The organism is Mycobacterium sp. DL440 (assembly GCF_011745145.1).
Classification (GTDB): Bacteria; Actinomycetota; Actinomycetes; order Mycobacteriales; family Mycobacteriaceae; genus Mycobacterium.
This window is the reverse complement of record NZ_CP050191.1, coordinates 2,280,656-2,293,730: the sequence shown is the minus strand read 5'-3', so window position 1 is coordinate 2,293,730 and position 13,075 is coordinate 2,280,656. Positions and strand designations below refer to the sequence as shown.

Below are 13,075 nucleotides of genomic sequence, written 5' to 3'. Positions count from 1 at the left end.
TCAGACACCATCGTGCACACCACGGTGAGTCAGAGTCAGAAACCCGCAGGGGTCACCCGTTGTCCCGCCAGGTGAGCACCTCCTTGAGCGACGAGAGGTCGTAACCGTCGTCGGCGGTGAGTTCGGTCTGGAACAACGTGACGCCTGCTTCGCGGAAGGCGTCGGCGCTGTCGGCGTTCTCCCACAGCGTCGAGCGTTCGATATCGGCCCCGTTGCGGCCGAACGTCGCTGCCAGTTCGTCGACCCGGTCGCTGGACCTGCGGAACGCGTCGAGGTCCTGGAACGCGTGCCAGATGTCGGCGTGCCGGGCGACGGCGGGCAGTGAGCGCTTGGGGCCCGTGCCGCCGATGAGGATCGGCAGCTTGCGCACGGGCGGCGGAATCAGTGCAGCAAGCCGGTTTTCGATGCGGATCAGGCTTTCGTCGAACAGATCGAAGCGGGAGCCGAAGGTACCGAAGTCGTAACCGTAAGTGGTGTAGTCTTTTTCGTACCACCCCGCGCCGAGGCCGAGGATGAGCCGGCCGCCGCTGATGTGGTCGACAGTGCGCGCCATGTCAGCGAGCAGGTCCGCGTTGCGGTAACCGACGCCGGTGACGAGGAGTCCGATCTCGGCGTGTGAGGTGATCTCGCCCCACGACGCGAGCGCGGTCCAGCCCTCGAAGTTGGCGACGTCGGGTTGCTCGTCGAACAGGACGGGTTTGCCGTCGACGAGAGCCTTCATCGCCGGGCGGTGGAAGTGGTCGTAGCCGAAGATCACGTCGACGCCGAGGTCGTCGGCGGCCAGGACGGCGTCGCGCCACGTGCGATAGTCGGGCGTGCCGCCGGGCTGGATCTGTACGGCGACGCGGACGGGACGAGTCATGGATGCTCCTGAATCGGGGAAGGAATGACTCTTGAGCCAAGTGCACCGGTTGCCGGGTTTATTCCGGATCGGCACTTCGAGACAGGACGGGCATGTCGATGTCGGTACCCCAGCTAGGCCTGCGCGCGGTCACACACCGGATCCCAGTCGACGGTGCGCCGTCACGGACGTCGCGCAACCGTCGACTGTCGAACTGCACGCATGCAGGCCGAAAGGTGTTGGGCGGCAGTGCAACACGTGGGGCTGGACCGGTGCTTACCCCACATCCGTGACAAGTTCCCAGGGCCGCATGCCCAGGAGAGTCGCAAGGCGTCCCTGCATCTCGACGCCGGCCGGCAACGGGCGCCACCATATGGTCACCTCGGCGATCTTGCCGTCCGCGTCGAGCAGGATGTAGTCCATTCCGTTGACCACGGTGTCTTCAATCTGCAGCCTGAAGTATGCGGCGTGGTGGGTCTCGCCGCTGAGGACCTCCTTATAGGTGAGGTCGGCCGCTGCCGCGCCGACAGTCTGCATGGCTTCCAGGACTGCCTCGCGGCCGGTAAGTGGTTCATCGCCGAGTGGGCTGTACAGCACCACATCGTCGGCGAGGATGCCGGAAAGAGCATCTTTGTCTGCGCCGCCGTGCATGCAGTCGACGAAGGACTCCACGGTGTCGCGGTGCGGGGCGAAGGTGGTCATGGCGACTACTCCCTGTGTGCTTCTTGCCTGTTCTAGATCGCTGCGGTGCCGCCGTCGACAACCAACTCCATGCCATTGACATAGCTCGAGTCGTCCGAGGCGAGGAACAGCGCGACCGACGCGATCTCCTCGGGGCGGCCCATCTTTCCCCGCGGGATCAGGGATTCGAACTGCGCTTTCATCTCCTCGTCGAACAACTCCTCCTGCTTCGGCGTGGCGACCTGGCCGGGGGTCAGCACATTCACCCGGATCTTCCTGTCCTTCAACTCGGATACCCACACTCGCGCGTAGGCGGGCAGCACGGCCTTGCTCGCTGCGTACACGCTCCACTCGGGGTAGCCCTTGAGCGACGCGTTTGACCCGGTCATGAAGATCGATCCGCCATCGTTGAATAGCGGCAGCGCCTTCTGAACCGTGAACAGCGTGCCGCGCGCGTTCAGTGAGAAGGTCGCATCGAAGTGTTCCTCGGTGATCTCGCCGAGCCTGCTCTGCTCGCCCGTCCCGGAACTTGCCCACAACACGTCGATCGCGCCCTTTTCCTGCTTGACCGTGTCGAACAAACGGTCCAAATCGTCGAGGTCGGCCGAATCGCCCTGTACGCCGGTCACGTTCCGCCCGATCAGTTCGACGGCTTCGTCCAGCGCGTCCTTCCGTCGGCCCGTGATGAAGACATGAGCTCCTTCGTCAACGAACAACTTGGCGCCGGCCAGCGCCAAACCACTTGTCGCGCCGGTGATCACCGCGACCTTGCCATCAAGCTTTCCCATGATCACTCCATTCATCGTGCCGATGGTATGTACACCGATCTGTCTCCTTAACGTATCGGAACATTGCGTCGATCACAAGCTATGCACACCGATTGGTACCCAATGGGACTACTCTGGGCCTATGACGGAGCTGGAGAAGGGGCCGCGGGGTCTACGCCGGGGCAGGGGAGCGCAAGAGCGTATTCTCAGCGCTTCACGACAGCTGTTCCGCGATCAAGGCATCAACAGCACCGGCATGGACCAGCTCTGCGCGGTGGCCAAGGTGTCAAAGCGCACGTTTTACCAGCACTTCACGGGCAAGGACGAGCTGATCGCCGAACACCTACGCCGATTCGATCCCGACTTGCTGCCCGAGGTGTTCGACCGCACCGACCTCACACCTCGTGAACGGCTCCTTGCCGCCTTCGACCTCCACGGTCCGCTGTGCCCGTTCATCGCGGCCGCCGTCGAAATCCACGATCCGGACCACCCGGCACGCGTACGTGCCCGCGACTACAAGAAAGCCTTTGCCGCGCGGCTCACCGAAACCGCCCGCGAGGCCGGCGCCACCAACCCCGAACAGCTCGGCGAACAACTCGCGCTGCTCTTGGACGGTGCTTCAGCTCGCAGCCGAGTCCTCAACTCCGAGACCTTCGCCACCGCCGCCGCCATGGCAGCCGTCCTCATCGACAACGCCATCCCCATCGCAACGGACCCGTCCGACGCAGGCGGGAACTAGTCAACCGCGACTTGAGCCTTCGACGAAGTCACTCAGTTGTCGGCGCGTAGGCGTCGCCGGGACTGTCACTGCCGTGCAAACGTTCCCGAGGCGGACCAGTGAATGTCTTACAAAACGTCATACATTGGTGCAATGGCTGACGCGATTACCTTCCGGCCGGACGAAGACACATCGAAGGCGCTGGAAGTCTTGACCAAAGATGGCACGGCTGTGTCCGTAGCCGTTCGCTCAGCTCTCATCGACGCCGCGCGCCGGAAGGCCGGCGAGGCGATTCGCGCCGAGGCGGAAAGGCTTGCCAACGACGAGGCCGACCGCGCTGAGGCCATGCAGGTGCTGCGGGACATGGAGACGCTGCGTGCGTGGTGAGGTCTTTCAGTTGCGTGCCCCGCGGGGGAGTCGCGGTCACGAGCAGCCCGGTTCCCGCTACGCCGTAGTAGTCCAGTCAGATCAACTGCCGCTGTCGACCTGGCTGGTTGCACCGACCTCTACCTCGGCTCGTGCCGCAAGCTTCCGACCCGAAGTTGAATCGGCGGCGTGAACACCCGGGTACTTGCCGAGCAGGCCGCAGCGGTCGACCCAGGCCGACTCGGCAAGAGCGTCGGGTTCCTAAGCTTCGACGAAATGCGCCGCGTCGATGCGCCGCTACGCGTCGTCCTCGATCTCTGAGTCTCAACTGCTACCAGTTCAGATGAAACGGATCCATCTACTGGCAACCATGCGTATTCGATTGCTGCATAGACGTTCCCGAGTCAGATCCGGACGAAGCGGCAGGGGAGCACCTATCCAAGGCTCGGCCGTGTGGCTTCGGCTCGCCGATTCCGCAGGAGGAGCGCGACTACGACCTGTCGGCACACCGGATGACTCTGCCCCGGCAGGAGGCTCCGCTGGGGTCCGGACTGACAGGGGCCGGCAAGGAACATGATGATTCATCGGGTGAAACAGCCAAGTTTTGGACTACGGGTTTGGGACCCAAGGGTGTAGTCGGGGACGCCAGGCTGGAACCGCTCGGCGGTACGCATCGTAGGCCGCGCCGAACCGCTGGCTGAGCGTGGGCTCTTCGTACCAGTGGACGAAGGCGGCCACGGAAGCCCAGAACAGAACGCCATAAATCGCCAGGTCGACGCTGCCGAACAACAAAGCTTGCCCCAGGATGATCAACAGGACTCCGACATACATCGGATTGCGGACGTATCGATTGAAGCCGGCGACAACCAAGCTGCGCGGTGAGGCGGTCGGCGAAGGCGTGCCGCCGGCCTTTACAAACTCGGCGAATGCCGACACTAGCGGGATCAGTCCGACCGAGATCATTGCAGCGGCGACCACTCGTAACGCCGTCGACGATCCGTGAAACTGCCAACCTGTAATCACCCACGGCGCCAGTCCCGCAATAACCCCCGGCACAGCGACGAAATACGCCACACCGCCAGCCACCGCAGTTGTCCGTCGCATATCCAAAGTCAACAGCACACTTACATGTCATGTGCGAGATTGCACCAAGTCGTGGCCGGTTGCGGCCGAGTCGTCCCGGCGACCAAGGGATTTGGGGTTTTACCGACGCGACTGTCGGATATGTGCCGCACAAGCATGGTTCAATGGCCGCATGACCGCTGAGGACGAGTGCGCCCTGAGAAGCAGTGGATCGCGATCAAGGAAATCGTTGGCCGGGCAAAGAAGTCGTCCCTACATTGCGCCATCGCATCGACTGACGCCGATGGCGCGTCTCACTGCCGCGTGCTTAGCTTGCGCACGTAGACCGAACCTATTCCAGGATCGCCCGCGCAGCGCGCTCTGCGATCAGCATGACCGGCGCGTTGGTGTTGCCGGAAGTGATGGTGGGCATCGCCGAAGCATCGACCACTCGCAGGCCGGCGACGCGGTACACGCGGCAGTCGGTGTCGAGCACCGTGGCGGCTGATCGCGGAAGGCCTTGTGCGTCAAAGGCTCCCATCGCGCAGGTGCCCACCGGGTGGAAGATTGTTGTACCGAGTTCACGGGCCGCCTGCTGCAGGTCTTCGTCACTCACGAGTTGCGGGCCGGGCAGTATTTCTTCCGGGCAATAACGGGCCAGGGGAGATGCCGCCATGATCCGCCGGGTCATCCGCAACCCGCGGACTGCGACTTGGCGATCGGCGTCTGTGGACAGGTAATTGCAGACGATCTTCGGGTAGGTCAGCGGATCTGCACCGGCAAGGCGCACATGCCCACGCGAGCTGGGTCGCAGATTGCAGACCGAGGGCGTGATGGCTCCGAAACGGTGCAGAGGTTCACCGAACTTGGCCAACGACAAGGGCTGCACGTGCCATTCCATATCGGGACTGGCCAGCCCCGGGTCGCTCTTGGCGAAAGCTCCCAGCGTGGACGGTGGCATCGTCATGGGTCCGGAGCGCAGCATCAGGTACTGAACCCCCATGCCGCCACGGGTGATCCAGTTGCGGTACAACGTGTTGACGGTTCGGGCGCCCCGCACCCGGTAGACCGTTCGCAACTGCAGGTGGTCCTGGAGGTTTTCACCGACGCCCGGCAGGTCGACGGCCACCGGCACGTCATGCTGGGTGAGCAGTCCGGCCGGGCCCAGACCCGAGGCCTGCATGAGGTGCGGCGACCCGATCGCTCCGGCACTCAGGATCACTTCCTGACGGGCGTGGACGTCAACGATCTGGCCGTCTTTGAGCAGCTGCACACCGATGGCCCGGTGTGCGGCTGTGGTCCAGGCACCTCGACGCTGATCCTCGCGGACCTGGTCGTCCATCAGCAGCCGCAAGGCCTGGGCCTGGGTGTACACGGTGAGATTGGGTCGATGGGCGACGGGATGCAGGAAAGCATCTGCCATCGACCAGCGACGGCCACGGCGTTGGTTGACGTGGAAGTAGGCGCTGCCGGCGTTGTCACCGCGATTGAACTCGTCGATCGGGGAGATGCCCACTTGGGCAGCGGCGTCCTGCCAGGCGTCCAAGATCTTCCAGCGCACCCGCGGCCGCTCGACGGCGATTTCGCCACCGGCGCCGTGCCATTCGTCGGCGCCGCCGAAGTAGTCTTCCAACTTCTTGTAGATCGACAGGGTCTCGCCGGCACCGCCCGGGCCACCCCACAGCCATCGATCGTCACCGGTGGCCTGCGCCCACAGCTCGTAATCGCTGGCCTGTCCACGCATATGGATCATGGCGTTGATCGACGAACTGCCGCCGATACCGCGGCCCCGCGCGTAGTGAATGCTGCGGCCGGCCAGACCTAGATCGGCCTCGGTCGTGAAGCACCAGTCGGTGCGGGGGTTGGCAATTGTGTACAGATAGCCCACTGGCACCTTGATCCAGAACCAGTCGTCTTTGCCGCCGGCCTCGATCAACAACACACGGTGATCAGGGTTGGCGCTGAGCCGATTGGCGAGCAGGCATCCCGCGCTGCCTGCTCCCACGATGATGAAGTCAAATTCGGCGATGGGGCTCATTCCGGCATTGTTCCTAGTCGCCGGAGCGATCGGGCAGGAGTTGGGCCGCGAGCGATCGTGCCGTGGCGGCGAGTGTGTCCTTATCCAAACCGGTCCGGCCCATGAACACTAGCCCCTGTTGCGCGGCCAGGAGTGCCCGTGCGAACGCGATCGGATGCGCCCCGACCGGCACGTCGCCCTCGCGTTGCGCGCGGGCGACACAGTCGCCGATCAGTGCGGTGGACGTCTCGTAGGTGCGGTGGGCGTGGGCGAGGACTTCCGGATCGGCATGACCGAGCTCATAGGTGCTGTTGGCCATCAGGCAGCCACGCCGCGAATCGGCCTCGGTCGGTGCCTCGAGGAGCTTGCGAAGTGCGTCCAGAGCCCGTGGAGTCTCGGTGAGCGTTTTCCTCAGAAGCTCATGCCTGGTGTCCGTGTAGCCCTGCAGTGCTTGGAGGAAGAGCCGATGCTTGTCACCGAACGCTGCATAGAGGCTGCCTTTGCCGAGCCCGCTCACTCGCATCAGGTCCTCTAGCGAGGTCGCACCGTAACCGGCGTCCCAGAACTGATCACAGACGGCGGTCAACACCTGCTTCTCATCGAACGATCGCGGACGTGCCATGCAGCACAGGTTACGGTTTTTTGACCATGCGGTCCACTATGGTTATCGTGGAGGTTATTGTGGACCGCGTGGTCAAGAAATCCACGGAAGGTTAAGTCGCACCAGGGAAGTGGGAAGCACGTGGGAAAGCTGGACAACAAGGTGGCGATCGTGACAGGCGGATCGCGGGGGATCGGGGCGGCGTCGGCGCTGGCGTTGGCTGACGAAGGAGCCGACGTCGCGATCAGCTACTCGTCCTCGGCGGATCGAGCCAGGGCCGTAGTCGCCGACTTGGAGGCAAAAGGAGTGCGCGCGGCGGCCTTCCAAGCCGACCAGGCCGATGCCGGACAGGCTGTGGGCCTGATACGGCGCGTGGTGGAGCACTTCGGAAAGATCGACATTCTGGTCAACAACGCGGCCGCGGGTGGTGGCGGACTCGTCGACAGTGAGCTGGTCGACGAGTCCGCCATCGAGCGGCAGCTCGCCGTCAACTACACCAGCGTGGTGGCTGGGATCCACGCGGCGGTGCCGTTACTGCCCGACGGCGGGCGGATCGTCAGTATCAGCTCGGGCGTGGCTACTCGGGCGGGTTTCCAGGGGATGGCGTACTACACGGGCACGAAATCTGCCCTCGAGGGCTTCAGCCGGGGCGCAGCCCGCGATCTGGCACACCGGGGTATCACGGTCAATGTCATCTAGCCCGGATTCATCGACACCGAAGGAAACCCTGCCGACGGCCCAGCCGCATCGATGTTTCTTACGACAACGGCGATGGGGCGGTACGGCAGGCCGGAGGAGATCGCCGCAGGTGTCGCCTTCCTCGCCAGCCCCCAGGCCTCCTACGTCACCGGCGCAGTACTGAGGATCGACGGCGGATACGCCGCATAGCCCGACCGCGCAGCTGTTCATGTTGCCGTGTTGATCCGCTCGTGCACCGCTTCGGACGGCCGACCGCACCAACTATGCGTGGTTGTTTGCTGTCGTGCTGGTCGGCGTGGGATGGAACATCGCGCGTGTCGGTTGCGTCGCGCAGTCACAGCGCGTCGTACACCGCGGCGATGAGCCGATAGGCTCGGCGATCACCTGCCAGCCAGTCGCGGCACAGATTGGGCACGAAGGCGAAGGCCACCTTGTGTTCGAGATCTGCCAGGCCCACCGAGCCACCGGCCCCCGGGTGACCGAAAGCAGTCTGTTGTGCGGGTTCGGGGACCACGAAGTTCTGCGACGGCAGCATGTAGCCGAGCCCGAATGCACTTTCCAAGCGCAGCACCCGGTCGTGGCCGCGTACGCGTTCGGCGATCGCTTCTCGCAGGAGACCTGGGGCGACGAGGGTTCCGCTGATCAGGTCGCCATAGAATTGAGCCAGATCACGAGCGGTGGCGACTAGGCCGGCCGCGGGCCAGCCGGCCGCCAGTACGTCTGGATCATTATAGGATGCAACGGGATTCGATGCTGCCCGGAGAAACAGCGATTCTGGATCGGCCATCGCGGCCGCCATCTCGGCGAGAATATCGTCCGGTATCGGCGGCGCGTTCTCGGCGCTCCAGACACGCTGCTCAGGTGGTGGCGAGCTGATCCGGGCAGCCTCGCGCACCGCCGCACCGGAAGCGCCGATGAGCAGCCGATCACCCAAGTGGCGCCGAGTGAACTCGCCGACTGTCATACCGGTCTGGCGGCGCACGAATTCGCCGACCAGCCATCCGAAAGTCAAAGCGTGATAACCATGTTCAGTCCCGGGCTGCCAGAGGGGGCATTGGCGCGCCAACAGGTCGGCCATGGCCGCAGGATCTGCGGCTTCGGTCACCGAAACCGGGCGCTCCAAGACGGGCAACCCGGCCCGGTGGGCCATCAGGTCGCTCAGTGTGGTCTCGTGCTTGTCGTGTTGGGCGAATTCCGGCCACCAGGCACTCACTGGTTCGTCGGCACCGTGGCCGCGCTGCTGGGCGACCACGAGGGCCGCGGTTGCCGTCACACCCTTGGTGCAGGAAAAGGTCGGACACGCGGTGTCGCGCGTCCACGGACGTCCGGTCCGTCTGTCGGCGATGCCTCCCCAAAGGTCCACCACCGCACGACCGTCGACGAATACCGCCACCGCGGCGCCGAGGTCGTCACCGTTGGCCAGACTTGCTTCAAAGACGGCTTTCACTTCCGCAAACGCGGGGTCAGCGTGCCCCTCCGCCGAACTGGACATACACGGAATTAGAACACGTTCTAGTATTCGTCGCGTACGGATTCCGGAGCAGTGGGCTACTGCTCCCTCGCCCCGATCAGGGCTTCCGAGATCACGCCGGTCGCCTTCTTCAGTGCGGGAACGGCTCGAGCGATCAATTCCTCGTTGACGTGAGCCGAGGGCCCGGAGATGCCGATTGCCATCGGCGTCGGAGCGCCAGGCACCGCCATCGCGACGGAGCGAACACCGATCTCGAACTCCTCGTTGTCGATCGCATAACCGTCGACGCGCACGCGTTCGACGTTGGCGAACACCGCAGAAAGGGTGGACGCACTGTTCTCGGTCGGTGCGGGAAATCCAGACTGCGTGACCAGTTTCAGAATGCGTGCATCATCCAACTCACCCAAAACCGCTTTGCCCACACCGGTTGTGTGCAGACCGACGCGCTTGCCGACCTCACTGTCCGTCCGCATCAGCTTCGGAGGCAGAGCATGTCCGGTGTAGATCACCATGTCACCGTCAAGTACCGCGAGACTCGCCGTCTCCGACAGTTCATCGACCAACGACTGCAGCACCGGAGCGGCGACCGCGCCCAACTGGCGGTTCGCTACTTCGCCAAGCCGAATCAATCTCGGCCCCAAGGCGTAGCGGCGATTGGGCAGTTGGCGCACGTAGCCGATTCCGACCAGTGTGCGCAGGAAGCGGTGAATTGTCGGCGGCGGCAACGGAGACTCCGCCGATAACTCCGTCAGCGAGCACTCTCCTCCGGCACGCCCAATCAACTCCATCAACTCGAACGCGCGCTCCACCGACTGCACGCCGCCGGTCTTCTCCGCCATACAGTCCACTCCCTGTCGACGATTGTCGTTCCATCCAACATGCACACGATAACTTCCGCAATATGGAAGAAATTGTGGATAAGGATACATGCATGGTGCGCCGGTAACACTCGCGCTAAACTCCACAATGTGGAATTCTGTTTCCACGGCAACTTCCAGACAGGGGAGGCACATCTGTGACACGACGCCTCGACGATGCGGTGCTGGCCGACGTCGACCGCCGCCTCTCGGCCGCCGACGCACAATTGGTGAACCGATACCCAGGCGACGACGGCCGTCGGCAGCCTGTCCACACCGTCTACATTCCGGGCAACCGGTACTCGGCGACGATGCCCGCTGACTGGGGATCAACCGCCCTCGCTGCCGCGAAGGACGCAGGCGGGCTCGACGCAGTGGCCGCACTCGTGGGTGCGAGCAGCGAAACCGACTGTGCACCCGAGACTCTCGCCGTCCTCGTCGAGGACAAGCTGACCACCGAGCCGATCGAAGACCTGCGCATCGACTTCGAGGACGGCTACGGCACTTTCGACGACGCGACCGAGGACGCCGATGTCGCACGGGCGATCGCCGCGCTGCGGACCGCGCTCGACACGGGCACCTCGACGCCGTTCGTCGGCACCCGCTTCAAGTGCTTCGAAGCCGGCACCCGGGCCCGCGGACTGCGCACGCTGGACATGTTCGTCAGCGGACTCGTCGAATCCGGCGGCCTCCCTGGCGGCCTGACCCTCACCTTGCCGAAGGTGACGTCCGTCGACCAGGTCGAGGCGATGGTCGTGGTCGCGGGCGCGCTCGAAGCCGCGAACGACCTGCCGGTCGGGCGCATCCGCTTCGAAGTGCAGGTTGAAACACCGCAGGCGATCCTCGGCGCCGATGGGCGCGCACCCGTTGCCCAGTTCATTCACGCTGGCCAGGGCCGCGTCAGCTCGCTGCACTACGGGACCTACGACTACTCGGCGGCACTCGGTATCGCCGCCGCCTACCAGTCGATGGAGCATCCGGCGGCAGACCACGCCAAGAACGTCATGCAACTGGCCGTCGCAGGCACCGGCGTGCACATGTCCGACGGCTCGACCAACATCCTCCCGGTCGGCGAGCCCGACAACGTCGCCATGGCGTGGAAGTTGCACGCGCGCCTCGTCCGGCGCCACCTGGAACGCGGTATCTACCAGGGCTGGGACATGCACCCCGCCCAACTGGTCACCCGATACCTGGCGACCTACGCGTTCTACCGTGGCGCCTTCGCGCCGGCCGCGACACGCCTGCGCAACTATGTCCACCAGCTCGACTCGACCGTCATGGACGAGCCGGCCACCGCCCGCGCGCTCGCCGACGTGATCCATCGTGGCAGCGTGTGCGGCGCCCTCACTGTCGATGAGATCGAGACAGCCACCGATCTCTCCATGTCCACCGTGCGCGACATCGCGCTCGGCCGCACAACCAGGAGCAATCAGTGACCACTGCGTCGTACTACACGCCCCGCGGCGGCCTGCCCCCGCAGACCGATCTGCTGACCGACCGCGCCATCGTCACCGAGGCCTACACCGTGATCCCGCGCGGCGTCCTCTCGGACATCGTCACCTCGGTGTTCCCGGAGTGGACCGATACGCGCGCATGGATCATCAACCGCCCGGTCGCCGGTGGTGCGACGACGTATTACCAGGCGATCGTCGAGGTCAAGCCGGGCGGTGGGGCGCAGCGACCCGAGCCGCAGCCCGAGGTGCAGAGCTTCCTGTTCGTCACCTCCGGTGCGCTCACCGTCGACGCGGCAGGTCAGTCGCAGACCCTCACCGAGGGCGGCTTCGCCTACCTGCCGGCCGGTACCGACTGGTCGGCCCACAACAACGGCGACGTCGACGCGACGTTCGTGTGGATCCGCAAGCGCTACGAGGCGATCGAGGGCCACACGGCGTCGGTGAAGTTCGGCAACGAACAGGACATCGAACCATCAGCCATGCCCGGTACCGAAGGCAAATGGCGCACGACGCGCATGCTCGACCCGCAGGACCTCGCCTACGACATGCACGTCAACGTCGTCACCTTCGAGCCCGGCGCGACCATTCCGTTCGCCGAGACCCACGTGATGGAACACGGGCTCCTGATGCTCGAAGGCAAGGCCGTCTATCACCTCAACGGAGACTGGGTGGAAGTCCAGGAAGGCGACTTCCTCTCGCTGCGCGCCTTCTGCCCGCAGGCGTGCTACGCGGGCGGGCCGTCGAACTTCCGTTACCTGCTGTACAAGGACGTCAACCGCCAGATCATCCTCTGACGGCTATCTCGTTGGCCTACAACTGAAATGGCCAGCCGATGACCCTCTTCTCGCGCGGAGTCGCGTAGGTGCGCACCTTCGAGGTGGACAGGCCCATCCGGACCAGCCCTTCGGCGATGGTGACCGCCGAGCGGACTCCGTCGACGATCGGGACGCCGGTCGCGGCCCTCACCTTCGCTTCGAGCTCGGCCATGCCACCGCAGCCGAGACAGATCACTTCGGCGTGATCGTTCTCGACGGCCTCTCGAGACTGGCGGACGATCGCCTCGACCGCCCGCTCCGGATCCGATTCGAGTTCGAGCACACCGAGGCCGGACGCGCGCACCGACGCGCATCGTGCGTCGAGTCCCGCCAGCTTGAGACGGTCTTCGATCAGCGGGACGGTGCGGTCGAGGGTGGTGACGACCGAGTACTTGTGTCCCAGATACATCGCCGTCGACGCCGCCGCCTCGGTGATGTCGACCACCGGGACGTCGAGCAACTCCTGCAGACCTTCCCGACCGTGCTCGCCGTAGCCGGCCTGGATCACCGCGTCGAACGGCTCGGGGTACGACGTGATCGCGTCCATGACGGCGATGGCCGCGAGGTAGCTCTCGAAGTTTCCTTCACACGAGTCCGCGCCGAAACGCGGTGTGATGCCGACGATCTCGGTACCCGGGGACGCGACACCGCGCGCCGACTCTGCGATCGCATCGGTCATCGAGACCGTCGTATTGACGTTGGCTACGAGGATTCTCATGGCGGTTC

General features: G+C 64.6%; 13 protein-coding genes and 2 pseudogenes. 6 read left to right on the top strand and 9 right to left on the bottom strand.

Features of this window, described 5'->3' with window-relative positions:
- Positions 1–52 precede the first annotated feature (52 nt).
- The 3 genes from HBE63_RS11060 to HBE63_RS11050 form a co-directional block, all read right to left on the bottom strand.
- On the bottom strand, positions 53–862 hold the full coding sequence (locus HBE63_RS11060; protein ID WP_166904789.1) for an LLM class F420-dependent oxidoreductase: 810 nt from the start codon (positions 860–862) through the stop codon (positions 53–55).
- 255 nt (positions 863–1,117) lie between these two features.
- Positions 1,118–1,543, bottom strand: coding sequence for a nuclear transport factor 2 family protein (locus HBE63_RS11055; protein ID WP_166904788.1), 426 nt, complete (start codon positions 1,541–1,543; stop codon positions 1,118–1,120).
- 32 nt (positions 1,544–1,575) lie between these two features.
- Positions 1,576–2,310 (bottom strand): SDR family NAD(P)-dependent oxidoreductase, encoded by a 735-nt coding sequence (locus HBE63_RS11050; RefSeq protein WP_166904787.1) that lies wholly within the window; start codon positions 2,308–2,310, stop codon positions 1,576–1,578.
- 121 nt (positions 2,311–2,431) lie between these two features.
- On the opposite strand from HBE63_RS11050, the gene HBE63_RS11045 reads away from it, so the two are divergent.
- The 3 genes and pseudogenes from HBE63_RS11045 to HBE63_RS31890 all read left to right on the top strand — a co-directional run bounded on the left by HBE63_RS11045 (position 2,432) and on the right by HBE63_RS31890 (position 3,694).
- Positions 2,432–3,028, top strand: a complete 597-nt coding sequence (locus tag HBE63_RS11045; RefSeq protein ID WP_166904786.1) for a TetR/AcrR family transcriptional regulator — start codon at positions 2,432–2,434, stop codon at positions 3,026–3,028.
- A gap of 132 nt (positions 3,029–3,160) precedes the next feature.
- Entirely contained in the window at positions 3,161–3,394 is a 234-nt protein-coding gene (locus tag HBE63_RS11040; protein ID WP_166904785.1) for a hypothetical protein, read from the top strand.
- Positions 3,384–3,694: pseudogene (locus HBE63_RS31890) on the top strand (type II toxin-antitoxin system PemK/MazF family toxin). The gene HBE63_RS11040 and the pseudogene HBE63_RS31890 overlap by 11 nt, the downstream one beginning before the upstream one ends.
- Before the next feature lie 288 nt (positions 3,695–3,982).
- Here HBE63_RS31890 and HBE63_RS11030 read toward each other — a convergent pair.
- The 3 genes from HBE63_RS11030 to HBE63_RS11020 all read right to left on the bottom strand — a co-directional run bounded on the left by HBE63_RS11030 (position 3,983) and on the right by HBE63_RS11020 (position 7,074).
- Positions 3,983–4,495 carry an isoprenylcysteine carboxylmethyltransferase family protein gene (locus HBE63_RS11030; protein WP_305848716.1) on the bottom strand — a complete coding sequence of 171 codons (513 nt, stop codon included), beginning with the start codon at positions 4,493–4,495 and terminating at the stop codon, positions 3,983–3,985.
- A 292-nt stretch (positions 4,496–4,787) separates the two neighbouring features.
- A complete protein-coding gene (locus tag HBE63_RS11025) occupies positions 4,788–6,473 on the bottom strand; it encodes a GMC family oxidoreductase (RefSeq protein ID WP_166904784.1) in 1,686 nt (561 codons plus the stop codon).
- 13 nt (positions 6,474–6,486) lie between these two features.
- A complete protein-coding gene (locus tag HBE63_RS11020; protein WP_166904783.1) occupies positions 6,487–7,074 on the bottom strand; it encodes a TetR/AcrR family transcriptional regulator in 588 nt (195 codons plus the stop codon).
- 120 nt (positions 7,075–7,194) lie between these two features.
- Here HBE63_RS11020 and HBE63_RS11015 point away from each other — a divergent pair.
- A pseudogene (locus HBE63_RS11015) lies at positions 7,195–7,941 on the top strand (SDR family NAD(P)-dependent oxidoreductase).
- A gap of 145 nt (positions 7,942–8,086) precedes the next feature.
- On the opposite strand, the gene HBE63_RS11010 reads toward HBE63_RS11015, so the two are convergent.
- Together HBE63_RS11010 and HBE63_RS11005 are read right to left on the bottom strand one after the other, a co-directional pair.
- Positions 8,087–9,244, bottom strand: coding sequence for a serine hydrolase domain-containing protein (locus HBE63_RS11010; RefSeq protein ID WP_166904782.1), 1,158 nt, complete (start codon positions 9,242–9,244; stop codon positions 8,087–8,089).
- 56 nt (positions 9,245–9,300) lie between these two features.
- Positions 9,301–10,062 (bottom strand): IclR family transcriptional regulator, encoded by a 762-nt coding sequence (locus HBE63_RS11005; protein ID WP_166909653.1) that lies wholly within the window; start codon positions 10,060–10,062, stop codon positions 9,301–9,303.
- A 176-nt stretch (positions 10,063–10,238) separates the two neighbouring features.
- On the opposite strand from HBE63_RS11005, the gene HBE63_RS11000 reads away from it, so the two are divergent.
- On the top strand, positions 10,239–11,516 hold the full coding sequence (locus HBE63_RS11000; RefSeq protein ID WP_166904781.1) for an aldolase: 1,278 nt from the start codon (positions 10,239–10,241) through the stop codon (positions 11,514–11,516).
- Positions 11,513–12,328: a bifunctional allantoicase/(S)-ureidoglycine aminohydrolase gene (locus HBE63_RS10995; RefSeq protein ID WP_166904780.1), complete on the top strand. Its 816-nt coding sequence runs from the start codon at positions 11,513–11,515 to the stop codon at positions 12,326–12,328. Before HBE63_RS11000 ends, HBE63_RS10995 begins: the two co-directional genes overlap by 4 nt.
- A 16-nt stretch (positions 12,329–12,344) precedes the next feature.
- On the opposite strand, the gene HBE63_RS10990 is transcribed toward HBE63_RS10995, so the two are convergent.
- Entirely contained in the window at positions 12,345–13,067 is a 723-nt protein-coding gene (locus HBE63_RS10990) for an aspartate/glutamate racemase family protein (RefSeq protein ID WP_166904779.1), read from the bottom strand.
- Positions 13,068–13,075 lie beyond the last annotated feature (8 nt).

Excerpts from the sequence above, each read along its gene's own strand:
- HBE63_RS11060 (WP_166904789.1), bottom strand. The coding sequence starts at position 862 with ATGACTCGTCCCGTCCGCGTCGCCGTACAGATCCAGCCCGGCGGCACG.
- HBE63_RS11055 (WP_166904788.1), bottom strand. The coding sequence starts at position 1,543 with ATGACCACCTTCGCCCCGCACCGCGACACCGTGGAGTCCTTCGTCGAC.
- HBE63_RS11050 (WP_166904787.1), bottom strand. The coding sequence starts at position 2,310 with ATGGGAAAGCTTGATGGCAAGGTCGCGGTGATCACCGGCGCGACAAGT.
- HBE63_RS11045 (WP_166904786.1), top strand. The coding sequence starts at position 2,432 with ATGACGGAGCTGGAGAAGGGGCCGCGGGGTCTACGCCGGGGCAGGGGA.
- HBE63_RS11040 (WP_166904785.1), top strand. The coding sequence starts at position 3,161 with ATGGCTGACGCGATTACCTTCCGGCCGGACGAAGACACATCGAAGGCG.
- HBE63_RS11025 (WP_166904784.1), bottom strand. The coding sequence starts at position 6,473 with ATGAGCCCCATCGCCGAATTTGACTTCATCATCGTGGGAGCAGGCAGC.
- HBE63_RS11020 (WP_166904783.1), bottom strand. The coding sequence starts at position 7,074 with ATGGCACGTCCGCGATCGTTCGATGAGAAGCAGGTGTTGACCGCCGTC.
- HBE63_RS11010 (WP_166904782.1), bottom strand. The coding sequence starts at position 9,244 with ATGTCCAGTTCGGCGGAGGGGCACGCTGACCCCGCGTTTGCGGAAGTG.
- HBE63_RS11005 (WP_166909653.1), bottom strand. The coding sequence starts at position 10,062 with ATGGCGGAGAAGACCGGCGGCGTGCAGTCGGTGGAGCGCGCGTTCGAG.
- HBE63_RS10990 (WP_166904779.1), bottom strand. The coding sequence starts at position 13,067 with ATGAGAATCCTCGTAGCCAACGTCAATACGACGGTCTCGATGACCGAT.